At 29.1% G+C, this 23,939-nt stretch carries 24 protein-coding genes, 2 pseudogenes and 1 other annotated feature; of the genes and pseudogenes, 15 read left to right on the top strand and 11 right to left on the bottom strand.

Features of this window, described 5'->3' with window-relative positions:
• Positions 1-165 precede the first annotated feature (165 nt).
• Positions 166-357 (top strand): hypothetical protein, encoded by a 192-nt coding sequence (locus B2671_RS02415; RefSeq protein WP_150844223.1) that lies wholly within the window; start codon positions 166-168, stop codon positions 355-357.
• Between the two features lie 94 nt (positions 358-451).
• Here the strand turns inward: B2671_RS02415 and carB are convergent, their stop codons facing one another.
• Together carB and B2671_RS02405 are read right to left on the bottom strand one after the other, a co-directional pair.
• The gene (carB, locus tag B2671_RS02410) at positions 452-3,658 is read right to left on the bottom strand and encodes a carbamoyl-phosphate synthase large subunit (protein ID WP_346868981.1); all 3,207 of its coding nucleotides are present in this window, start codon (positions 3,656-3,658) and stop codon (positions 452-454) included.
• 46 nt (positions 3,659-3,704) lie between these two features.
• Complete coding sequence (locus B2671_RS02405) at positions 3,705-4,754, bottom strand: carbamoyl phosphate synthase small subunit (protein WP_346868983.1); 1,050 nt, start codon at positions 4,752-4,754, stop codon at positions 3,705-3,707.
• A gap of 337 nt (positions 4,755-5,091) precedes the next feature.
• On the opposite strand from B2671_RS02405, the gene B2671_RS02400 reads away from it, so the two are divergent.
• From B2671_RS02400 to argS, 5 genes and pseudogenes are all read left to right on the top strand, one after another.
• Entirely contained in the window at positions 5,092-5,265 is a 174-nt protein-coding gene (locus B2671_RS02400; RefSeq protein ID WP_346868980.1) for a hypothetical protein, read from the top strand.
• A gap of 133 nt (positions 5,266-5,398) precedes the next feature.
• The gene (locus B2671_RS02395; RefSeq protein WP_346868979.1) at positions 5,399-5,761 is read left to right on the top strand and encodes a YccF domain-containing protein; all 363 of its coding nucleotides are present in this window, start codon (positions 5,399-5,401) and stop codon (positions 5,759-5,761) included.
• A 64-nt stretch (positions 5,762-5,825) separates the two neighbouring features.
• The gene (locus B2671_RS02390) at positions 5,826-6,077 is read left to right on the top strand and encodes a DUF1653 domain-containing protein (protein WP_346868978.1); all 252 of its coding nucleotides are present in this window, start codon (positions 5,826-5,828) and stop codon (positions 6,075-6,077) included.
• A 120-nt stretch (positions 6,078-6,197) separates the two neighbouring features.
• Positions 6,198-7,782: pseudogene (locus tag B2671_RS02385) on the top strand (ABC-F family ATP-binding cassette domain-containing protein).
• A gap of 143 nt (positions 7,783-7,925) precedes the next feature.
• Positions 7,926-8,184, top strand: a binding site (T-box leader).
• 82 nt (positions 8,185-8,266) lie between these two features.
• The gene (gene argS, locus B2671_RS02380; protein ID WP_346868977.1) at positions 8,267-9,961 is read left to right on the top strand and encodes an arginine--tRNA ligase; all 1,695 of its coding nucleotides are present in this window, start codon (positions 8,267-8,269) and stop codon (positions 9,959-9,961) included.
• A 68-nt stretch (positions 9,962-10,029) separates the two neighbouring features.
• Here argS and B2671_RS02375 read toward each other — a convergent pair whose 3' ends face one another.
• From B2671_RS02375 to B2671_RS02365, 3 genes are read right to left on the bottom strand one after another with little or no spacing between them, the layout of a single operon-like run.
• Complete coding sequence (locus B2671_RS02375) at positions 10,030-10,185, bottom strand: FeoB-associated Cys-rich membrane protein (protein ID WP_346868976.1); 156 nt, start codon at positions 10,183-10,185, stop codon at positions 10,030-10,032.
• Between the two features lie 15 nt (positions 10,186-10,200).
• Entirely contained in the window at positions 10,201-11,979 is a 1,779-nt protein-coding gene (gene feoB, locus B2671_RS02370; RefSeq protein WP_346868975.1) for a ferrous iron transport protein B, read from the bottom strand.
• 1 nt (position 11,980) lies between these two features.
• A complete protein-coding gene (locus tag B2671_RS02365) occupies positions 11,981-12,208 on the bottom strand; it encodes a FeoA family protein (RefSeq protein ID WP_035133006.1) in 228 nt (75 codons plus the stop codon).
• Positions 12,209-12,438: 230 nt separating this feature from the next.
• Here B2671_RS02365 and B2671_RS02360 point away from each other — a divergent pair, with 230 nt between their 5' ends.
• The 3 genes from B2671_RS02360 to B2671_RS02350 all read left to right on the top strand — a co-directional run bounded on the left by B2671_RS02360 (position 12,439) and on the right by B2671_RS02350 (position 15,549).
• A complete protein-coding gene (locus tag B2671_RS02360; RefSeq protein ID WP_346868974.1) occupies positions 12,439-13,092 on the top strand; it encodes a ribonuclease H-like domain-containing protein in 654 nt (217 codons plus the stop codon).
• Between the two features lie 95 nt (positions 13,093-13,187).
• Positions 13,188-14,885, top strand: coding sequence for an adenine deaminase (ade, locus tag B2671_RS02355; protein WP_346868973.1), 1,698 nt, complete (start codon positions 13,188-13,190; stop codon positions 14,883-14,885).
• Between the two features lie 91 nt (positions 14,886-14,976).
• Positions 14,977-15,549 carry an FUSC family protein gene (locus B2671_RS02350; RefSeq protein ID WP_346868972.1) on the top strand — a complete coding sequence of 191 codons (573 nt, stop codon included), beginning with the start codon at positions 14,977-14,979 and terminating at the stop codon, positions 15,547-15,549.
• Positions 15,550-15,624: 75 nt separating this feature from the next.
• Here the strand turns inward: B2671_RS02350 and trhA are convergent, their stop codons facing one another.
• The 4 genes and pseudogenes from trhA to B2671_RS02330 form a co-directional block, all read right to left on the bottom strand.
• The gene (trhA, locus tag B2671_RS02345; protein ID WP_346868971.1) at positions 15,625-16,281 is read right to left on the bottom strand and encodes a PAQR family membrane homeostasis protein TrhA; all 657 of its coding nucleotides are present in this window, start codon (positions 16,279-16,281) and stop codon (positions 15,625-15,627) included.
• Positions 16,282-16,631: 350 nt separating this feature from the next.
• Positions 16,632-16,781, bottom strand: a complete 150-nt coding sequence (locus B2671_RS02340) for a hypothetical protein (protein WP_346868984.1) — start codon at positions 16,779-16,781, stop codon at positions 16,632-16,634.
• A gap of 36 nt (positions 16,782-16,817) precedes the next feature.
• Positions 16,818-17,000: pseudogene (locus tag B2671_RS02335) on the bottom strand (IS110 family transposase); the annotation flags it as partial.
• Positions 17,001-17,302: 302 nt separating this feature from the next.
• A complete protein-coding gene (locus tag B2671_RS02330; RefSeq protein ID WP_346868970.1) occupies positions 17,303-17,632 on the bottom strand; it encodes an IS110 family transposase in 330 nt (109 codons plus the stop codon).
• Positions 17,633-17,853: 221 nt separating this feature from the next.
• On the opposite strand from B2671_RS02330, the gene B2671_RS02325 reads away from it, so the two are divergent.
• The 5 genes from B2671_RS02325 (at position 17,854) to B2671_RS02305 (ending at position 21,264) form a co-directional block, all read left to right on the top strand.
• Positions 17,854-18,483 carry a DUF1836 domain-containing protein gene (locus B2671_RS02325; protein ID WP_346868969.1) on the top strand — a complete coding sequence of 210 codons (630 nt, stop codon included), beginning with the start codon at positions 17,854-17,856 and terminating at the stop codon, positions 18,481-18,483.
• Between the two features lie 192 nt (positions 18,484-18,675).
• Entirely contained in the window at positions 18,676-19,029 is a 354-nt protein-coding gene (locus tag B2671_RS02320; protein ID WP_346868968.1) for a metalloregulator ArsR/SmtB family transcription factor, read from the top strand.
• Between the two features lie 24 nt (positions 19,030-19,053).
• Positions 19,054-19,599 (top strand): heavy metal-associated domain-containing protein, encoded by a 546-nt coding sequence (locus B2671_RS02315; protein WP_346868967.1) that lies wholly within the window; start codon positions 19,054-19,056, stop codon positions 19,597-19,599.
• The gene (locus tag B2671_RS02310) at positions 19,599-20,915 is read left to right on the top strand and encodes a heavy metal translocating P-type ATPase (protein WP_346868966.1); all 1,317 of its coding nucleotides are present in this window, start codon (positions 19,599-19,601) and stop codon (positions 20,913-20,915) included. The genes B2671_RS02315 and B2671_RS02310 overlap by 1 nt, the downstream gene beginning before the upstream one ends.
• A gap of 76 nt (positions 20,916-20,991) precedes the next feature.
• Positions 20,992-21,264: a hypothetical protein gene (locus B2671_RS02305; RefSeq protein WP_346868965.1), complete on the top strand. Its 273-nt coding sequence runs from the start codon at positions 20,992-20,994 to the stop codon at positions 21,262-21,264.
• Between the two features lie 101 nt (positions 21,265-21,365).
• Here B2671_RS02305 and B2671_RS02300 read toward each other — a convergent pair whose 3' ends face one another.
• Both B2671_RS02300 and B2671_RS02295 read right to left on the bottom strand, forming a co-directional pair.
• Entirely contained in the window at positions 21,366-21,821 is a 456-nt protein-coding gene (locus B2671_RS02300; RefSeq protein ID WP_035135753.1) for a CBS domain-containing protein, read from the bottom strand.
• A gap of 124 nt (positions 21,822-21,945) precedes the next feature.
• Entirely contained in the window at positions 21,946-23,184 is a 1,239-nt protein-coding gene (locus B2671_RS02295; protein ID WP_346868964.1) for a patatin-like phospholipase family protein, read from the bottom strand.
• A gap of 271 nt (positions 23,185-23,455) precedes the next feature.
• On the opposite strand from B2671_RS02295, the gene B2671_RS02290 reads away from it, so the two are divergent.
• Entirely contained in the window at positions 23,456-23,914 is a 459-nt protein-coding gene (locus B2671_RS02290) for a hypothetical protein (RefSeq protein WP_035132239.1), read from the top strand.
• The last annotated feature ends 25 nt before the right edge of the window (positions 23,915-23,939 follow it).

Raw genomic sequence — 23,939 nt, 5'->3', positions numbered from 1 at the left:
TCTATTTTGCGAAAGCCCCTTCATTTTAGAATTAATTCACTATTTAATCTAGTTTAGTTATATTTTAGGTATAAATTCTATATATTTACATGGGGTTCAATGATATAATTAAATATAGATAGTGTAAAAGCTCTACGCTAACCTAAACATATAGGGGGGATTATTATGAATAAAGATTTACAGAAGGAAAAGATACAAGAAATATATAATGAAATTACTAGATTAACAGAAGAATTATCAAAAATTCAATGTACTCATAATGAATGTGAAGAATGTCCTTTTAGAGAATTGACAACAACTGATTCTAATCAAACACTTGATTGTGGTGGATTTATTGATTTATTCATGTATAACTAATAAGTCCTTATAATTATTTAAAATTTAGAACAAAAGCAATAGACTTAATTTTTTCTATTGCTTTTAAACATATATTAATGAAAATTTATATAAACTATTTTCCTAAGTTAAATATATCTAAATCTTTAACTTTCAATCCTCGTTTCATTACTGTTACCATGGCTCTTAAGGTGTCGAGAGAAGTCATTAATGAAACTCCTGATTCTACAGCTGTTCTTCTAAGTTTAAAGCCATCGCGCTGAGAGTCATTTCCTCTAGTTGGTGTATTAACTATCATATTTATAGATTTATTTCTGATAGAATCTACTATATCAGGTTTTCCTTCACCAATTTTATTAACTATTTTTGCATCTATACCTTCGATTTGAAGCATTTTTGCAGTTCCTTCTGTGGCTACTATCTGACAGCCAAGTAAGTTCATTTCTTTAGCTAGTATTAAGAATTCATCTTTGTCACTATTATTTATGGTTGCAAGTAATTTGTCTCCAGACTTTAAAATTGGTCTTTTGGCAGCCAAGAAACCCTTCATCATAGCTTCATCAAAGGTATGTCCTACACCAAGTACTTCTCCAGTAGATCTCATTTCAGGTCCAAGACTTACTTCAACCTTTGGAAGCTTTTCAGTAGAGAATATAGGTACTTTTACAGTTACAAAATCTGGTTCAGCACATATTTGTTCCTTATATCCCATATCTTCTAGAGATTCTCCAAGCATGGCGCGAGTAGCTAATTCAACTATAGGAACATTAGTAACCTTACTTATATATGGAACTGTACGAGAAGCTCTAGGATTAACTTCTATGATAAAAATTTCTCCTTCAAACTCAATGAACTGAATATTTATCATGCCAAGAACTTTAAGTTCTAAAGCAATCTTCTTTGTATATTCAAAGATAGTATTCTTAGATTTGTCAGATATATTTTGAGAAGGATATATGCTTATAGAATCTCCAGAGTGGACTCCGGCCTTTTCAAGATGTTCCATAATTCCTGGAATTAGAATACTTTTACAATCACAGATAGCATCCACTTCAATCTCTCTACCAACTAAGTATCTATCAATCAAAACAGGATTTTTATGATCTCTTTTAAAAGAATTCTCCAAATACTTTTTAAGTTCCTTTTCTCTATAGGTGATTTCCATACCTTGACCTCCTAACACATAAGAAGGTCTAACAAGTACAGGATATCCAAGGTTCTCAGCACCAACAATTCCTTCATCAAGGTTCCATACTGCAATTCCTTTAGGTCTATTAATATCAAGATTTTCAAGCATAGCATCAAATCTTTCTCTATCTTCGGCCCTATCTATACCGTCAGCATCAGTACCTAAAATCTTAATTCCATTTTCTCTTAGAAACTTAGATAATTTTATAGCAGTTTGACCACCAAATTGAAGAATTACACCTTCAGGTTTTTCCTTGTTGATTATGTTGAGTACATCTTCTTCAGTTAGAGGTTCAAAGTAAAGTTTATCTGATATATCAAAGTCCGTTGATACAGTTTCTGGGTTGTTATTTACAATTATAGTTTCAATGCCTTTTTTCTTAAGAGCTCTAACAGCATGAACAGAGCAGTAATCAAACTCTATTCCTTGTCCAATTCTAATAGGACCTGAACCTATAACCATTACTTTTCTTTTATCAGATACAACCACTTCGTCAAATTCTTCATAGGTTGAATAGTAGTATGGTGATATGGCATCAAACTCTCCAGCGCAAGTATCTACCATCTTATAGGTTGGCATAATGTTATACAGCTTTCTAAGAGTATACAATTCTATAGGGCTAATATCCATTAAGTCTGCAATACCTTTGTCTGAAAAACCCTTTTTCTTTAATAGTTTTAGATAATCTTTGTTTAAATCTTCTAACTTAGCAGTTTTTAAGAATTCTTCTTGTTCTACTATCCATTTTATTTTATTTATAAAGAAGGTATTTATTCCTGTAACCTCTGATAACTTCTCCACTAGATATTTTCTTCTAAGCATTTCAGCTAGATCAAAGATTCTTTCATCATCTGGCACCATTACGCTACTCTTTAGCTGAGATAAGGTTTTTTCCTGAGATGGTTTATGATCTAACACATATTTTCCTATTTCTAAGGAGCGAATTCCTTTTAGGAAGGCAGCCTCAAAATTTGATCCTATAGCCATAATTTCCCCCGTTGCCATCATTTTGGTTCCTAAGGATTTATTAGCATTTTTAAATTTATCAAAAGGCCATTTTGGTATTTTTACAACTACATAATCAAGAACTGGCTCAAAGGAAGCCATTGTTTTACCAGTAACGGAATTTACAATTTCATCTAGGGTATATCCAAGGCTGATTTTTGCAGCTACCTTAGCTATAGGATATCCTGTAGCCTTTGATGCAAGGGCAGAAGAACGAGAAACTCTAGGGTTTATTTCAATTACAGCATACTCAAAACTATTAGGATTTAAAGCAAACTGTACATTACAGCCCCCAATAATTCCTACTTCGTCTATTATTTTTAATGCTGAAGTCCTAAGCATTTGATATTCTTTGTCAGAAAGGGTTTGAGACGGAGCAATAACTATGGAATCTCCTGTATGAACACCAACGGGATCTATGTTTTCCATATTGCATACTGTTATGCAATTCCCATGAGAATCACGCATAACTTCATATTCAACTTCCTTCCATCCTTTAATACTTTTTTCTATAAGAACTTGTTTTACAGGGCTAAGATAAAGACCGCTATCTAATATGGTAATTAGTTCTTCTTCAGTATCTGCAATACCACCACCAGTACCACCAAGGGTGTAGGCAGGTCTTACAATTACAGGGTAACCAATCTTTTTAGCAAAGTTAACTCCAGAATCTACATCATTTACTATATCTGACTCAATAACAGGTTCGTTGATTTTTTCCATTAATGCCTTAAATAAATCTCTGTCTTCACCTTTTTTTATAGATTTTACAGAAGTTCCTATGATTTTAACTCCATATTTATCTAATATACCTTTTTCAGCAAGTTCTATAGTTAGATTTAAACCTGTTTGTCCACCCATACCTGATAAAATGCTGTCTGGTTTTTCTTTTACTATAATTTTCTCAATAAACTCAGTAGTTAATGGCTCTATATATATTTTATTTGCCACTTCCTTGTCAGTCATTATGGTTGCAGGGTTAGAGTTTATTAGTATGGTTTCTATCCCTTCTTCCATAAGTGCTCTACAAGCTTGAGTTCCAGAATAGTCGAATTCAGCTGATTGTCCTATTACAATTGGACCAGATCCTATTATTAATACTTTTTTTATATCATTTCTCTTACTCATTGATTATTCCTCCTACATGAAAGCTCACTGTCTTTCTTAATGTAATTTATTTTATTAAGCTTAAAAAACTATCAAATATAACATTATTTTCTTTAGGTCCTGGTGATGCTTCTGGATGATATTGTACACTTGCTACTGGCAATTTTTTATGCATCATACCTTCTAAGGTGCCGTCATTTACACTGACATGAGTTATGTCCATATCAACAGGTAACTTAGAAACATAGTAGCCATGATTTTGACTAGTTATGTATACCTTACTTGATATAATATCTTTCACTGGGTGATTAGATCCTCTATGACCAAACTTTAGTTTACTAGTTTCTCCACCAAAGGCCCAAGCTAAAAGTTGATGTCCAAGGCAAATTCCGCAAGTAGGTTTTGAAGTTGCTAATTTTACTACTTCTTTAACTATATTATCTAATTTCATAGGGTCTCCAGGACCATTAGATAGAAATATTAAATCAGGGTTTGTAGAAAGAATTTCTTCAGCCTTTGAGGTAGCTGGAAACACAGTTAATCTACAATTTCTTTCTTTAAAACTTCTCAAGATATTTGATTTAACTCCAAAATCCATAACGGCAACATGTGGTCCACTGCCTGGTATTTCATATATTTCATCAGTAGATACTTTATACACAGCATCATCATTTTGGAATTTTTCCAACTTATCCTTTATATCTTCTAAGGATAAGTTTTTAGTTGTTATATAACCCTTCATTGATCCATGGTCTCTAAGAATTTTCGTAAGGGCCCTTGTATCAATACCTTCTAGTCCAAAAATCTTGTTTTCTATAAGATATCCATCTAACTCCATCTCACATCTGAAGTTTGAAGGATTATTAGATTTTTCTCTTACAATAAAACCCTTAACTTTTGGAGAAGAAGATTCTAAATCCTCTAAATTAATTCCATAATTTCCAATTAAGGGATAGGTCATAGTTACAATTTGACCATAATAAGATGGATCAGTAAGAGTTTCCTGATACCCAGTCATAGATGTATTAAATACTACTTCTCCAACGGTATCATCAATGTAACCAAAGGCTTTACCTTTGAATTCCATTCCGTTTTCTAATATAAGTTTTGCTTCAATATTTTTTGTTTTCAAGAAAAACCCTCCAATCAAAATAATTAATGTACAACAAAAAGGACAACAAACAAAGCAAATTATTAGATGCTCTATTTATTATCCTATGGGTTTCTCTTTAAAATAATTATAATTCTAGCCATTATTCCTGTCTCCCTTCTTGGCCTCTCTGGACCAACTTAAAAGTAGATTTGTCCTTTTGATTTTATAAAAAACTTTTTAAAATGTCAATAATAAAATAAATATATTATTATAAAATATAATTTCTAATGAAATATTTAGCAAATATTTGCTGAATAAATCTAATAAAATTACTAACAATAAATTCAGGAGGTGATAACAAATGAGTAAAAACAATAATTTAAAAAATAATGGTTTGAAAAATGATAATAATCTCCAAGGGGTAAATTTAAAGGCTATTGGTAATTATACTAAAGGGGCTGTAGAAAATTTTGAAAATAAAATTGTTAGTGAAACAAATTATTTAGAGAAAGTAAATAAAAATTTAGATAAATAAAAATATTTATAAATAAGCTTAGGTAAATTTAATTTTATCTAAGCTTATTTTTGTTAATTTTTATTAAATTCCATTGCAAATATAAATTAATTATATATTATATTAATTATTAGAAGTTTTTAAGGAGTATATTATGAGTTGTTTAGGAAATATTATTTGGTTTATATTTGGAGGATTAGTTGCAGGGTTGCAATGGTTTTTAACAGGTCTTTTATGGTGTATAACTATTGTGGGAATGCCAGTTGGCATTCAGTGTTTCAAGTTAGCTAAACTACAATTTGCACCTTTCGGAAAAGAAGTTATTACAACAAATGATAGTAGTATGGGATTTTTTCTGAATATATTATGGGTAATATTTGGAGGTTTGCTTCTTGCAATAACCAATTTAATAAGTGCATTTTTACTGTCTATAACTATAATAGGTATACCTTTTGCTGCGCAATCATTAAAAATGGCAAAATTATCTTTAGCACCATTTGGAAAAGATGTAATATAAAAATTGATTTAATAGGTTAAATTTATGATTATTGTAGTATTAAAGTAATTGTATAGGAGGAGTTATGAGAGATATATCAGAATTAAAGGGGAAGATTTTTAGACACTTCAAAGGGGATTTATATTTACTTGAGGATTTTGTAATAAATTCAGAAACGCAAGAAAAGATGGTGCTATATAGAGCATTATATGGGGAGTGTGGGTTGTTCGTAAGACCATATAAGATGTTTACAGAAGAAGTACCTAAAAATAAGGTGAATCCGACAGGACAAAAGTATAGATTTCAAGAGATAATAGTAGAAAGTAAAAATATTTGAAGTAAAGAATAGTATAAAATATAAATCTATGTTATAATAATAATCGTATGTTTTAAAGAAAAGTTCAAGAGGTTTTACCCAATGGGTAAGACTTTTTTAATGATAATTGGAGGTAACGTTATGATTAGTACTACAGGAGTTAGTTTAAGATACGGAGGACGTAAACTTTTTGAGGATGTTAATATTAAGTTCACAGAAGGTAATTGTTATGGATTAATAGGAGCAAATGGTGCAGGAAAGTCTACATTTCTTAAAATATTATCAGGAGATATAGAACCTAATACAGGCGAAGTTAATATAACACCAGGACAAAGATTAGCAGTTTTAAAGCAAGACCACTTTGCTTATGATGAAGAAGAAGTACTAAGAACTGTAATTATGGGTCATCCTAGATTAATCGAAATTATGAATGAAAAGGATGCTCTTTATGCTAAAGAAGATTTTAGTGATGAAGATGGTATAAGAGCCTCTGAGCTTGAAGGTGAGTTTGCAGATCTTAATGGTTGGGAAGCTGAAAGTGAAGCAGCTACATTACTTCAAGGACTTGGGATAACAGAAGATTTACATTACAAGTTAATGAAGGATTTAAATGGTTCAGAGAAGGTTAAAGTCTTACTTGCACAAGCCTTATTTGGTCATCCAGATATTCTTTTACTTGACGAGCCTACCAACCACTTAGATATTAAATCTATAGCTTGGCTTGAAAATTTCTTAATGGATTTTGAGGGAACTGTTATTGTGGTATCCCACGATAGACACTTCCTAAATAAAGTATGTACTAATATGGCTGATGTAGACTTTGGAAAAATTCAAATGTATGTTGGTAACTATGATTTCTGGTATGAATCAAGTCAATTAGCATTACAAATGTCTAAGGATCAGAATAAAAAGAAAGAAGAAAAAATTAAGGAACTTCAAAACTTTATAGCTCGTTTTAGTTCTAATGCATCAAAAGCTAAGCAAGCAACTAGTAGAAAGAAGCAATTAGATAAATTAACGCTTGATGATATTAAGCCATCTTCAAGAAGATATCCATTTGTAGGATTTAAAGCGGATAGAGAAGCTGGTAATGATTTGCTAGTTGTTGAGAATCTATGTAAGACTATTGATGGTGTTAAAGTTTTAGATAATGTAAGTTTTATGATATATAAGAATGATAAGGTAGCATTTTTAGGTGATGGTATTGCTAAAACCACTTTATTTAAAATATTGATGGGTGAAATGGAACCAGATAGTGGAAGCTATAAATGGGGGATTACTACATCTCAATCGTATTTCCCATCTGATAATTCAGAGTTCTTTGAGGGTTGCGATCAAAATCTTGTGGATTGGTTAAGACAATTTTCAGAAGAAAAGGCGGAAAGTTTTATAAGAGGATTCCTTGGAAGAATGTTATTCTCAGGAGAAGAAGCATTAAAGCAAGCATCTGTGCTATCTGGAGGGGAAAAAGTTCGTTGCATGCTATCAAAGATGATGTTAAGTGGAGCTAACGTATTAATCTTAGATGAGCCTACAAACCACCTAGATCTTGAATCCATAACAGCAGTTAATAATGGATTAATTAACTTTGCTGGAACTATATTATTTACATCNNTCCCATGACCATCAGTTTATTAATACTGTTGCAAATAGAATAATAGAAATTATTCCTGGTGGTGTAATTGATAAGAATATGACTTATGATGAGTATTTAGAATTAAAATAGAGATTAGGTTGATATAAAAATTACTTTGGTATTATATAGGCATTGTATGAATAAATCAGCATTTAGTTTGTATAAATATTAATTTATTTAGTTGACATTTTACTATTATTTATTTATAATACAAATAATATAAAATTTAATATGGAAATTTTATGAAAAGGACAGTACTTTCTTTATTAATTCTTAAAGCGAGTGAAGGTTGGTGTGAGCTTCACAAGAATAAAAGAATCTTAACAAGTAATTGTAGAGAAATTTATTTATAATAAATTAGGAAGAGAACCTTGGAGAAGCTGCCCCAAAGGGTTACTTAGTAGGGTTAGTCGTGAAAAGCGTTAAAATTATGAGTGGACTTTTTATAAAAGTCAATTAGAGTGGTACCACGGGTATATAACCGTCTCTTTCCAATGGAAATAGACGGTTTTTTTTATATGCATTTTAAAATTTTAATAAATAAAAGAGTTTGAAATAAAAAGGAGGATTTATTATGGATTATAAAAATATAATAGCAGAAAACTTATGTAAGCATATAGATATGGAAAAGGAAACAATAGAAAGACTTGTTGAAAACCCACCAAAACCAGAAATGGGGGACTTTGCATTCCCGTGTTTTCAGTTAGCAAAATCTATGAAAAAAGCACCAAATATGATAGCTCAAGATCTAAAAGGATTACTTGGTAATTTAGATGGATTTGAAAAAATAGAAGCGTTTGGTCCTTATATAAACTTTTTTGTAGCTAAAAATGATTTTATGAAAGAAATTATTGAAAAAGTGTTAAATGAGAAAGAGAATTATGGAAGTACAAAAGAAGGAGAAGGCAAAAATGTAATTGTTGAATATTGTTCAGCTAATATTGCAAAGCCATTTCACGTAGGACATTTATATACTACTATGATTGGTAACTCTCTTTATAAAATATTTAATTCTCAAGGATATAATGCTATAGGGATAAACCACTTAGGAGACTGGGGAACACAATTTGGTAAACTTATATATGCATATAATCATTGGGGTGATGAGAAAGCTTTAGAGGAAGAACCAATTAAAGAAATGTTAAGGGTTTATGTAAAATTTCATGATGAAGCAGAAAAAAATCCTGCTCTTGATGATGAAGGGAGAAAGCATTTTAAACTTCTAGAGGATGGCAATGAAGAAGAAGTTAAGCTTTGGACTAAATTTAAAGACTTAAGTTTAAAGGAATTTGATAAGTTATTTGAAATGTTAAATGTTAAATTTGATTCTTTTGCGGGGGAAAGCTTCTATCAAGATAAAATGGACGCTGTCATTGATGAAATAGAATCTAAAGGGTTATTAACGGAAAGTAATGGTGCTAAGGTTGTTATGTTAGAGGAGCTTAATATTCCACCTTGTATAATAAAGAAGGCAGATGGAGCCACAATATATGCAACTCGTGATTTAGCAGCTATGTTCTATAGAAAGAAAACTTATGATTTCTATAAGAATATATATGTAGTTGCAAAGGATCAATCCCTTCACTTTAAACAAGTATTTAGTACAGTTAAAAAGATGGGCTATGATTGGGCTGATGATTGTATACATGTACCATTTGGTTTAGTTCGTTTCCCAGATAAGAAGCTTTCTACAAGAAAAGGCGATGTAGTATTCCTTGAGGATTTGTTAAACGAAGCTGTAATTAAAACAGAAGAAATAATAAATGATAAAAATCCTACATTAGAAAATAAAAAGGAAGTAGCTAAAAAGGTAGGAATTGGAGCTGTTGTATTTGCTTATCTTAAAAACTCGAGAGAGAGAGACATAATCTTTGATTGGGATGAAATGCTTAGTTTTGAAGGAGAGACTGGACCATATGTTCAATATACCTATGCTAGAGGAAAGAGTATTTTAAGAAAATTAGGAGAAGGCACTGGTGAAGTTGATTATGGTAAGCTTATTTCAGAGGAAGAGTTTGAACTAGTTAAAACTTTATCTGGGTTTAATAATTCTATTAAGCAGGCTTTGGATAAACTACAACCAAGTATAGTTACAAGATTTACTATAGATGTAGCTAAAGCTTTTAATAAATTCTATAATTCTATAAATATATCTAATTCGGAGGACGAAGTAACAAAGAATACCAGATTAGCTTTAGTTAAGGCTACTCTTCAAGTAATAGAAAATGGATTACATCTTATAGGTCTTGAAACAGTAGATGAAATGTAATAAAAGATTAATATAAAGAAAATCCCTTGGACAATTTATCATCCAAGGGATTTTCTTTATTTATTGTGTTATTTATCATCTTCATGTTTTTCTATTGAATTAATATAATTAGGACATTTAGAGGTACAACTACCACAATTACATCCTTTAGATTTTTTCTTTAAATTTTTAAAAAGAATAAAGATGGCTAATACAACAATAATTATAGTTATAAGTATTTCCAAAATATTATCACCTCTTTAAAATATCAGTGAAGCTATGTGATATATTCCAAATGAAAAAATCCATGCCACAATAAATTGATATACAACTGAGAATACAGCAAGTTTTCCACTAAATTCTTTCTTAAAGGTAGCTATAACAGAAACACATGGTGTGTATAACAAAGTAAATACTAAGAAAGAAATACCACTGGCTATTGTAAATGTTGTAGCTATGCTATTAGCTAAATCACCAGTATAAAGTACTCCTAAAGTTCCTATAACTACTTCTTTAGCCATGAGCCCAGTTAAAAGTGCCACAGCGTTTTCCCATGTACCAAAGCCTAATGGAACAAAAATTGGAGATATGAAGTTACCTATAGATGCAAGAAAACTTTCGTTAATCTCAGACATTCCACTCATATTAAAGTTTGATAAGAACCATACTAGAACAGATATAGAGAATATTAAAGTTCCAGCCTTTTTTAAAAATCCTTTACCTTTTTCCCAAGTATGAAGTATTAAACTTTTAAACTCAGGAAGTTTGTATTCAGGTAATTCTATGATAAAGGGTTCTTCGTCTTTTTTTAATAAAGTATTTTTAAATATAAACGCCATTATAAAGGCTACTATAAGTCCTAAGAAATATAATCCGAAAATGACTAATGATTCATAACCTGCAAAAAGTGCACCAGCAAATAGGGCATATACAGGTAATCTGGCATTACAAGACATAAAAGGAATAATCAGAGCTGTTAACTTTCTATCTTTTTCGCTTTCTAAAGTTCTTGCAGACATTATTCCTGGTACTGAACATCCAAAGCCCATTATTAAAGGTATAAAAGCTTTTCCTGAAAGTCCTAATTTTCTCATTAACTTGTCCATAATAAATGCTGTTCTAGCCATATAACCGCTATCTTCAAGGAAGCTAATCCCTACAAATAGAGTTAATATAATTGGAAGAAACACAATTACTGAACCAACACCACCAATGATACCATCAATTATTAATGATTTAAACCAAGGGGATGTATTAGCTAGAGGTATTTCTATTAAAGATACAAAGTCTTCATTGACTAGTTTATCAGCTAATTCTTGCAGTGGCCCACCAACCCAATCAAAGGTAAACTTAAATATAATAAACATAATTGCTAAAAATATAGGGTAAGCCAAAAACTTATTAAGCACAATAGAATCTAATTTTTCAGTAATAGTATTAATATTTGTTTTTTTTCCTTCTACACATCTGTTCAGAATGTTTTCTATATATCCATAGGTTTCTTTTTCGTTCATTTTATTAAACTCATGTTTAGAATTAATAGTTTTATCTATAGAGTTAAAGGAAGAGTTATTAATAAGAAAATCTTTAACATCTTTTACACCTTCACCTTTAGAAGCAGATATAGCCATAATATTCACACCTAATTCTTTAGATAAATCGGAATAATTAATGTGAATTCCATTACTTTCTGCTACATCTATCATATTTACGACTAATAAAATAGGCTTATTAAATTCCGTTAATTGAGAGGTTAAGTAAAGGTTTCTCTCAAGATTAGAACCGTCTATTATATTTATAATTAAATCTACTTCATCAGTATACAAAAAGTTTTTAGACACTTTTTCTTCATTAGAAAAGGTATCCATTGCATATATACCTGGTAGGTCAACAATTTTTATATCCTTTGACAAATATCCTTCTTTTTTATCTACAGTTACACCTGCCCAGTTACCTACATATTGGTTAGAACCTGTTAGTGCATTAAATAAAGTTGTTTTTCCTACATTAGGATTACCAATAAGGGCAATGGTTTTCATATTACACTGCCTCCTTAATAAAAATTAATTCAGCATCTTTTTTTCTAATTGCAAGGTCTGTCCCTCTTAAATTTATAATAATTGGATCTCCTAAAGGAGCGGTTTTCTTAACTAAAACCTCTGTTCCTTCAACAAATCCTAAAGCTAATAATCTTTTAGCTAATCTATCATCACATGCAAGTTCTTTAATTAAACCTTTATCACCAGGTTTTAAATTAAAAACATTCATGAATATCACTCCTTTATGAAAATAATTATCAATATATATGGTATTATTATATTCTAAATGATAACCAATGTCAACTTAAAATATGTATTAATAAAATGCATAAAACGGATGTATAATATAGATAAAAGGGATTTATTTATGGTATAATATAATTATATATTTTTATAGTACATATAATTATATATAGGTTTATTTGAAGTACAATACCTATTAAAGAAATGAGTGGTAAGGTGATAGTTAAAGAAAGTACTATAGACATTGAAAAAGATAAATTTAAACAAAGTCTAAATATTAGCGGAGATAATGAACTTTATAAAAAATCAGTTTTCTTTGACTTAGAACATTATGTTTATAAGAAACCTATATGCATAGGGGTCTTTGGAGCAGGATATTATGACGAAGAAAATAATAAGTTGGTAATTACTCAGTATATGATTGAAAATAAGTATGAACTTGAGAAAATTCTTGCCTTGGCTAAAGAATATTTTGAAAATATGAGAAATATTTTCAAAAAAGAATATGTTGTTACTTTTTCAGGGAATAATGATTATCTAGTAATTGATTATCTGTTTAAAAAATATAAGTTAAATTATACTGTGGAAGAATATTTTAAAAGTATAGATTTACAAAAAAAATATGAACAAGTTAAACAGAAGTCAATAGGCCTTAAAGCACTAGAGAGTGAATGTGACATTGTTAGGGAAAGTGAAGTCATAAGTGGCTCAACATTGGCTAAAACCTTTGGTAAGATAATGAAAGATGATATGTATTTTTCAAGAATGCCCATGGAAAAAAAAGAGAAAATTCTTTTGTATAATATGCAGGATGTAGTTAGTTTATTTCATATATATACTCAATGGAATAAATATATTAGGCCAGAGTAATTAAAAACTATCTCATAGAAGAATATAAATTTGTATTTTTCTATGAGATAGTTTTCTATATATTGTATTTAGTATTCACAAATTTAGGGGGTATTATGGAAATATTAAGAAAAGGAAAAGGTGCTACTATAGGGAATGATAAATGCGACTTAGTACTTAAAAATGGAAAATTTATTAATGTATTTACTGAAGAAATAGAAGAGGGAGATATAGGAATTATTAATGACACAATTATAGGAATTGGTTCATATGAAGGGATTAAGGAGATTGATTGTAGTTCTAAAGTTATATGTCCAGGGTTTATGGATGGACACATTCATGTAGAATCTTCCATGACAACTCCAGAATCTTATGGAAATGTAGCTTTAGCTAATGGGGTTACTACAGTAGTAGCTGATCCGCATGAAATTGCCAATGTACTTGGAATTGATGGGATATCTTTCATGCTAGATAGTGCACAAAGAAGCCCTTTAGATATATATTTTATGATGCCTTCTTGTGTACCGGCAGTATCATTTGAAGAAAATGGTGCTACTTTAAGTGCGGAAGATTTATCTAAGTTTATTGATCAACCAGAAGTAATAGGCCTTGGTGAGGTAATGGATATACCTTCTGTAATAGAGCAAGCACCGTCCATGATGAATAAGTTGAATGTATTTAAAGATAAAATCATAGATGGTCATGCGCCTCAAATTTCTTATAAATATCTTAATCAATATATTTTATCAGGTGTAAGAACTGACCATGAATGTTCTTCAAAGGAAGAAGCTTTAGAAAAAGTAAAATTAGGTATGTATATTCTTATAAGAGAAGGTTCTGCTGCTAAAAATTTAAAGGATTTAATTTCTGCAGTTAGCAATAAGAATTTTCGAAGATTTTTATTTTGCACTGATGATAGACATCTAGAGGACTTAGTGGAAGAGGGATCTATAAATAATGCTATTAAACTCAGTATACAAAGTGGTATGGATCCTATAAAAGCTTATATAATGGGAAGTTATAATGGATACACATGTTATGGAATAAAAGATAAAGGAGCTATAGCACCAGGATATAAGGCTGATCTGGTTATTTTAAATGATTTAAATGAGGTAGATATTTATAAAGTTATTAAGTCGGGTAGAGAAATAGATGACTATAATAAATTATCTTACATTATTAAAAGTGAAAACACTATGAATATAGAAAAGCTAAAAGAGGAGGACTTTAGAATACTATCTAATGGAAGCAAAGTAAATGTAATTGGTGTAACTCAAGGATCGCTTGAAACTAAGTTATTAGTGAAATCTAGTAAAACTATAGATGGATATTTAGATATGAGTGAATACGAAGATATTTTAAAAATAGGAGTTTTCGAAAGACATAAAAATACTAATCATTATTCCTTAGGATATTTATCGGGATTAGGTATTAAAAACTGTGCTATAGCTCAAAGTATAGCACATGATTCTCATAATATTATAGTTATAGGAGATAATGATAAGGATATGTGCAAGGCGGTAAACAAGTTAATTGATATAGGTGGAGGAATTACTATAGTAAGTGAGGGTGTACTAATTGATAGTCTGCCCTTAGAAATAGGAGGATTGATGACTAATTTACCTATAGATTATGTATATAATAAGTTAAAAAATTTAAATAGATTAGTAAAGAACTATGGGTTAAAACCTGATATGGATGCGTTTATAACTTTATCTTTTATGAGTTTACCAGTAATTCCACAGGTAAAGCTTACAAGTAAAGGGTTATTTTCATATGAGTTATTTAAATTTATTGATCTTTCTTTTAATTAGTGATGACACAATATTACAAGTTATATATAATATTAATAATACTTTTTATATAATTTAAAAATGAACAACATTAATTAAGGAGATTGTAATCTTGAAGAACTTAAACTCTATATATAAATTTAAGAAATATATCGGTATGAGAAATATAAAAACTGCTCTAGCTGCAGTAATAAGTGTAATTGTAGCCGAATTGTTTCATCTTCAATCACCATTTTTTGTAGTTACAGGTGCCTTGATTTCTATGGAAACCACAGTGAAGAAGGGAATTAATGCTGGAATTGCAAGGGTACTTGGTACTATAATGGGAGGATTAATAGGCATTATAACTGTTCTAATAGATCCAGGTAACATATTTCTGCTCTTTTTAGGAATGGTACTTTTGATAACATTACTTAATATATTAAAATGGCAAGACTCTATATCTATGGCTTGTGTTGTATTTTGTGTAATTATGATTACTATGACTAGTGAAAATATAGTTCTATACGCTTTTCAAAGAACCGTTGATACTATTGTTGGAATTGTCATATCGATAATAATTAATTACATTATATCTCCACCCTCAGATTCTAAATTTGCTAAGGGTAAATCGGACAATGAGGATGATGAAGATATAGAAAATTTTATTATGAGAGTTCCTGAAAAAATAGATATAAAAGAGTAAAAATAGTAAAAACTACTGATATAATTTATCAATTAATCAGTAGTTTTTGTTTTCACAAATTTTATTAATTAAATGTTATAGATTAAATACATACCTATAAATGAAGTAATAATGAGTAAAACTTCCAAGTAGAACAAAAATATGAAATATTTCATGTGCACCAAAAGTTCTATGGTTTCCTTTTCTTTCTAAGCAATATATAATTCCACCTATGGTATATAATACTCCTCCTAATACTAATATTGAAAGTCCTATACTAGATACGACTTTTGAAAGAGGATTAAAAATGAATATAGCCATCCATCCCATAGCAATATAAATAGTAGAAGATAACCAAGAAGGACAATTAATCCAATATAATTTAAAAAGAATGCCAATTATAGCTACAGCCCATATTATAGCCAGCATATAGTATCTAATTGGTGTCTCTAATAAAACTAGGCAGATAGGTGTATATGTTCCTGCTATTAATACAAATATCATTGCATGGTCAATCTTTCTAAGGATATTTATTATTGAATCTTTAGCTACGATAAGGTGATATACGCTGCTAGCTGTATATAGTAGAATTAGACTTATTCCAAATATAACAGTTGATATTAAAGTATATATGTTGTAATTATTACTATGAAATTGGGCAAATAATAGGAAACATAAACCAAGTAAAGAAATTATAGCTCCTACCATATGGGAAAATCCACTAAAGGGTTCTCTAAATTTTGAATTAGTCATAATATACCTCCTAAGATTTATCAGGTAATATAGTTTTAAATACTATGTAGTATCATATTAATATTATATCATATTTATTATATAAATACATATGATAATTATTGAAAATGTGTTAATTATAATTATTAATTAAGTTTAAGTTGCTATAGTATAATTTTAATATGTATATTTATATATAATAGTATTTACTACTATTAATAATAATATTATAATAAAAGAAAATATACATAAGAGACTAACTATATGAAGTCAATATAATTTTTATATAAATTTCTTAATTGTTAGTATCCTAAAAATTTGCATGACAAATAAAGCAACTTGAATGTTGCCTTTAAAAATAAGTTGTTGGATTACATTTGTGGAACAAATGCAGTATTAGTTTTTAAAAGATAAAATATGGTACGGGTTAGTTTTTTAGCTACATGACTCATAGCAACGTAGTAATGTTTACCTTCATCTCGTTTATTGGAAAGGTATAAAGCAAAAGTTTCATCTCTCATAGTAACTGTCCTTGATGCGGATAGCATGACCCAACGCAGATATGTAGAACCTCGTTTCACCATTGGTGTATGCGAAGCATTATATTTACCAGATTGGTATGTAGAAGGTTCTAAACCAGCAAAGGCTAAGAGTTTTGCTGGAGTTGTGAATCTATCAATATCTCCGATTTCAGATAGAATAATGGCAGCTAAAGTGTATGAAATACTTGGAATAGTCATTAGTGGAGTGTTTGTCTCAATAACAACTTTCTTTATTTGGGCATCTAAAGCATCGATTTCTGTTTGAACTGGCTGAATTAGCCTAATGGTTTGCTTAAGTTCGAATGATAAAGAGCTTACGCTCATGCCAATGGAACAACTAGCTGCTTCCTTTATTTCAATAGCCTTAGCTTTACCATAGCGACCTTGAGAGGATTTATTAAGAATATTAGTTAACTTAGTTAGTGACTTTAGCTCTTGAATTTGATATGATACAGGGGAATAGGATTTTGTATCATAAGAAAAGAGCATTTTAGCAATAACTAGTGCATCCGTTTTATCGGTTTAGTCTTCCTAAGGGTTTGAGCCTTACGGAAGAGATTTGTAGCTAAGGGATTAAGAATGAATAGGCGAAAGTCTTTGGCATACAAGTAGTTTTGGAGATTAGTGCTATAATGACCTGTTGATTCAAGTCCTATTTTTACGTTAGAAATATCTTGACCCGATAGGGCTGAAAGAATTGAGGTGTATAGTAGTTCAAAACCTTCACTTGAATTACATATACGTAGAGAATCATTAATAATAACTCCATCTGAATCTACAATGCAGCAATCATGTTTGTCTTTAGCCACATCAATACCGACATAAATCATAAGAACAACTCCTTTTTAAATTAGTCCGCTATGTTCCACTAACTTTATGCTAAATGTATCCTTGCTCTATATAAAACGTCATGCGTTATCTAACTAATTAACAAATAAGCATAAAGCTGTGATTATATCCTCAATTTAAATAGTCTAGCTATAGGTGATTGAACTAATCCACAGCGTCTTATGTTAAGTATAATAAAAATTATTATGAAAGGGAAAGTATAATGAATTTTTACTATGAGTTCATTATACAAGGTGATTATGTGAACTTTAATATAGAGAATTTAGAAAAACTTTTAATTGATATGAATTTAGATGATAGGATTAATATTAATAAAATACCAGATATTGATTTATATATGGATCAGGTAATTCAATTATTTGAAAATAATTTAGAGCATATAAAAAGAAACCCTGCGGACAAGATTTTAACCAAGACTATGATAAATAACTATTCTAAAGACAAATTGCTTTTTCAAAATAAAAATAAAAAATATTCTAAAGATCATATTCTTTTAATGATTTTGATTTACGATTTAAAACAAATTTTGTCTATAGGTGATATAAAAAAATTATTTACCCCTATGATAAAAGTATTATCAGAAGAAAAATCAAATTTTGAATTAAGTAATATATATAATGAGTATCTTTCATTAAAGAAAAATCAAATTGATAAAGAAAAAGAATTTTTAACTTTAATTGTCAATGATACAACTAATTTATGTGAAAAAGAAACTAATAAAAATTATGAGGATTATAAAAAAATATTATTGATTATATTAACACTTTTAAATTCAGCTTCCTTAAATAAAAGAATTGCCGAAAAGATGATAGATACTTATTTTAATGAATGAATTAAAAACAAAATGACTGCCTTTGTAGACAGTCATTTTATTTTTGGGGTGTAAATTTATAATTAATATTTATATTATAAACTATATAAAATTATTAAATAAATATATTATTTAATAAGTGTTGACAAAAAAAAGAAATGAGAATAATATAAACATATGAACAGGTGTTCACATGAAAGGAGTATGTAATATATGTATAAAGAAGAGGTTTGTATGCAAGTTTGCATACACGATGAAGTTACTGAAAAATTAAAAGATAAAACTTTAAATGATACTACAGTGGAAGAACTTTCAAATTTATTTAAGTCTATGGCAGATCCTACTAGGGTTAGAATATTAAATATTTTGTTAAATACAGAAGCTTGTGTTTGCGACATAGCAGCTTTAACTAACATGACACAATCTGCAATATCTCATCAATTAAGAGTATTAAAGCTAGCTAGGATTGTAAAATCAAGAAAAGATGGAAAAGTTGTATATTATTCTTTAGATGATGATCATGTTAAAGATATTTTCTATAAAGGACTTAGCCACGTTAATGAATAAACTAGTAATAGGGGGAGTAAAACAATGGGACAAACAAAAAGGCTTTATGAAATTCAAGGATTACATTGCACAAATTGTGCTTTGAAAATCGAACGTGAACTAAATCAATTATCTTACGTACAAAGTGCTGTAGTCAACTCTGTGACATCAAAAGCTATTTTAGAGGTTGAAGATGGCATTGATGAAGAGCTAATATTTGATGATGTGGAAAGCATATCTACTAGAATTGAACATGGAGTTAGAGTTAAAGAAATTGATAAAAGTATTATAAATAAAAAAAGTGTTAAGGTTCAGGGAAATATAAAAAGTATTAATTCTAATTCAAATGATAATAAAGTCAAGGAAGAAAAGGCTACATACAAGGATTTTCATGGTGATGAGCATGTTCATAATCATAACCATGATCATGGAGAAGGGTTTAAAAAGAAACAAATAATAAAATTTATTATAGGAATTTCTTTTGCAGTTACTGGAGTATTAACTAAGGATATGGTAAGTTTATTATTATTTATAGCTGCTTATTTAGTAATTGGTGGAGATATTCTGNNGTTTTTGATGAGAACTTTTTAATGAGTATAGCTACAGTTGGTGCATTTTTAATTGGTGAATATCCAGAAGCTATTGGTGTAATGCTATTTTATCAAGTAGGAGAGTTTTTTCAAGAATTAGCAGTTAATAAATCTAGGAATTCTATATCAGAGTTAATGAATATTCGTCCAGACTATGCAAATTTAAAATTAAATAACGGGGATATATCTTCAGTCTCTCCAGAAGAGGTAGGCATTGGTGAAATAATAATTGTTAAGCCAGGTGAAAAAATTCCTTTAGATGGAGTTATAGTAAGGGGAGATTCTCAAATAGATACTTCTGCTTTAACAGGAGAGTCTGTTCCAAGAGTAGTTAAGGAAAGAGATGAAGTTTTAGCTGGATCTATAAATAAAACTTCTCTTATTGAAGTTAAAATAACTAAGGAATTTAGTGAATCTACAGTATCAAAGATTCTTGAATTAGTAGAAAATGCTTCAAGTAAAAAATCACCAACAGAAAAGTTTATAACAAAGTTTGCTAGATACTATACTCCTATTGTGGTTATATTAGCTATTCTACTAGCTTTTTTACCACCATTAATTATGGGTGAAGATTTATATACCTGGTTATATAGAGGACTATCATTTTTAGTTGTATCTTGTCCTTGTGCCCTTGTAATATCAATACCTTTAAGCTTCTTTGGTGGGATTGGAGGAGCATCTAGAAGTGGGGTGCTTGTCAAAGGAGGAAATTATCTTGAAGCATTGAGCAAAACGGAAGTGGTGATTTTTGATAAAACAGGTACATTAACAGAAGGAAGCTTTGAAGTTACAAAAATTACTCCTTATGGATTCATTACAGAGGACATGTTAATGGAATATGCGGCATATGCTGAAATATATTCTAATCATCCTATTGCAAAATCTATTGTAGAATCCTATAAAAAAATTAGTACAAAGGCTATTATTGATAAAAGTAGAATAAAGAGTTATGAAGAGATTCCAGGTAAAGGTGTAAAAATATACTTTGGTGATAGATATATATATGCAGGAAATTATAAGCTGATGGAAGAGCTTGAAATTAAATATGTAAAATCAAATGAAGTAGGTACTATTATATATGTTGCAGTAAATAATAATTTTGTAGGAAGTTTAGTGATTTCTGATAGAATAAAAAATACTTCGCCTAGGGCTATTGCAAAGTTAAAAGAACTAGGGATTAAAAAAACTGTTATGCTTACTGGAGATAATAAAAGAATTGCTGAATATGTTGCAAAGGTTATTTCCATTGATGAGACTAGAGCCGAATTAATGCCACATGAAAAAGTAAGTGAAGTAGAAAAAATATATAANNTCTAAGAAGGGAAGATTAGTATTTGTTGGAGATGGAATAAATGATGCTCCCGTATTAGCTAGAGCAGATATAGGGATAGCAATGGGGGGAATAGGCTCAGATGCAGCTATAGAAGCTTCTGATGTTGTTATTATGACTGACGATCCTGAAAAAATATCTACATCTATAAAAATAGCTAGAAAGACACAAAAAATTGTAGTTCAAAATATAGTATTTTCCTTATTGATAAAAGCTATAGTCTTAGTATTAACAGCGCTAGGAATTACCGATATGTGGATGGCGGTATTTGCAGATGTGGGAGTTACAATAATAGCTGTATTAAATGCTATGAGAGCTATGAAGATGGAAGAATAAATAAAAGTTTAACTTAAAAATACTAAAATAGAAAATTAAAACATATTAAAACCCTTTAATGTTTTTAGCATTAAAGGGTTTTTTAATTTAAGTGATAATTATTAGCTTATTTTTGACATGGTTTTAAATTCGCTAAACTCATCACTATTATCTACCTCAAATAATTTCTTATAACAATATGATATTATATCTCCTCTTTTTATAATTCCGATGAATATATTTGAGTCATCAACTACTGGAACGAAATTTTGTGATTTAGCAACAAGTATTAAACTTTCAATATCAGAATTAATTGATACGGGTTTATCTTTAAAATGTCTTGGTATATCCTTTATTAAAACATTTTCTGTATCCTTTAAGCTTAATTCGGAAGAATTTTTTAATTTCCAAAGAAGATCACCTTCTGTTAAAGTACCTACATATTTTCCTTTATCATCCACTAAAGGTATGGAAGTATATCTATGATATTCCATTCTCTCCATTGCTCTTCGCATAGTAGAACTAACCTTTTCAAAAATTACTTCGCTTTTAGGAGTTAGAAAAAAGGCAATGTTCATATTTTATCATCCTCCAATAAATCAATATTCAATAAGTAAACTAAAAAGCTATACTTTAATTATAACATAGTTTTCAGACTAAAAGAGAGTAAAGTTTTTAATAATTTAAGAACATGTAATGCTATTATTTGATTCTATAATTTATTAAACACAAAAACATATGAGCAATAAATTCTTTAGGAAATGTAATTGCTAAAGTGTTTCTAAAGGCTATTATGGATTTAGATGTATCTAAAAGATTGCAATTTTTAAAAATTAAATAATCTTTTGGTGAAAGTTCCTTACTATTCATATTTTCTTTGTATATATTTACTTTTTGTAAAATTTTATTTAAAAGTTCATCATAACTATATATATTACATCTTTCAATTTCTAAAATTTCTGCAGTAATTTCCATAGCCATGATAATATTAACACGACTTTTTGTTATAATGCCTGAAAAGTTTTCAATCTTTTTTATAGCTCTTAATAGTTTTAAGTGATTGTATATGGAATTATTAAAACTTAAGGAATCCATTATAAGTTTAAACTCAATGACATTAATATTTACTAATAATCCCTTAGGGAGCTCATCTTTGAAAAAATAATAGTTTTGTCCTGTTAATTGCTTAAAAGTTTTTAATGTATCTAAGTAGCCTATACTTATATTTCTTTTAATTCTTTCACTATCAAAACTAATAATTGGACCAAGATTTTCACTGCATTTTATTTCTATTATAGGTATATCATTTATATTATTAATTTTTTGACTGAACCCAGGTCCATCTATATCCACTTGGATTATAGCAGAACAAGGGCTATTTAAAAGCATGCTGGTTGGAATATTATTATACATACCTCCATCAACAAAAGTGACACCATCAATAACCATGTGCTTTAGACCAGGTAGAGAGCAACTTGCCATTATATAGTCAATAATTTTTCCGTAAGGAATATCAGTCTTAAATATTTCTATAGGTTTTAGGGGAAACATAGTAAGGGTAACAATACCAAAATCTATAGGTGAATTCCTTATTATATCTTCATTTAAATAGCGTTGTAGTAATCTTTTTAAAGGTGTATGATCTAACCCTCTATTAGATATAATATTTTTAATGAATTTAGGAAGATTTTTAAATGATAGATTTTCATCTATAGAAAAATTATCATCAATATTGAAGCAAGTTGAAAAATCTATTGATAGCCATAATTCTTCTAAATCATTATAATTATTGCTACATATAAAAGCACTATTAATAGCCCCAATAGAAGTTCCAACTACTGAAGATATATCTATATTTAATTCTATCAAAGCTTTCCACACTCCAACTTCATAAGCGCCCCTAGAACCACCACCACCTAATACTAATCCGTAACTATTCAAGCGTTATAACACCCCTTTGACAAGTAAAATTAACTTAAATATAATTCTACTTAATATTATATTATACTAAATGAGTTATATTTGATAATTATTACAATGATTATATTATATATACTAATAATTACTATTTATAAGTTGAACTTTTATGTAAAAAACTATATAATTAGTATATACTAACAATAGAATTATAGTATAGTAAACTATTTTAAATGATATAATTTAAAAATGTCGGAAGATTTCAATAATAACCATGATGAGAAGGAGATTAGTTATGGAAATAAGTTTAAATTTAATAGAAGAAGCAGTTAAATCCAATAGTATTGAGGAAGTTAGGAAAGCATTAATTGAATACATAAGAGTTGAGCCGGAAAATTCAGAAAAAATTATAAATGCATTAAATTATGCTAAAGAAAACATTAAGGGATTGTTTGAAATCCATGATGGAGCAAAACTAGAAGAGGATAATAAGTGGACTAAAGAATATTTTTTGAAAACTCTTCAAGATTTATCAAATAACTTTTCAGAAGAAAGATTTAACCATTTGTGCTTAGTAGGAGCTTTTATATATCCAAATGAAGATATTATAGAACAGGATACAGTTATAATTAACAATGTAAAACCTATTTCAGATGCTGAAATTAAATTTGAAAAAGTAAAGTCTGCTCTTGCATTAGGAACTGGACTTTTAATAGGATACATCATTGGTAAAAAGATTAATAAAAAAAGATAATATATATTAAAATGCCCTATTAGTA

This window comes from Clostridium sp. UBA5119, assembly GCF_002414285.1.
GTDB classification, from domain to species: domain Bacteria; phylum Bacillota; class Clostridia; order Clostridiales; family Clostridiaceae; genus Clostridium_J; species Clostridium_J sulfidigenes.
Note: the sequence above shows the minus strand (reverse complement) of the source record. Positions and strands in the feature narration are given on the sequence as shown.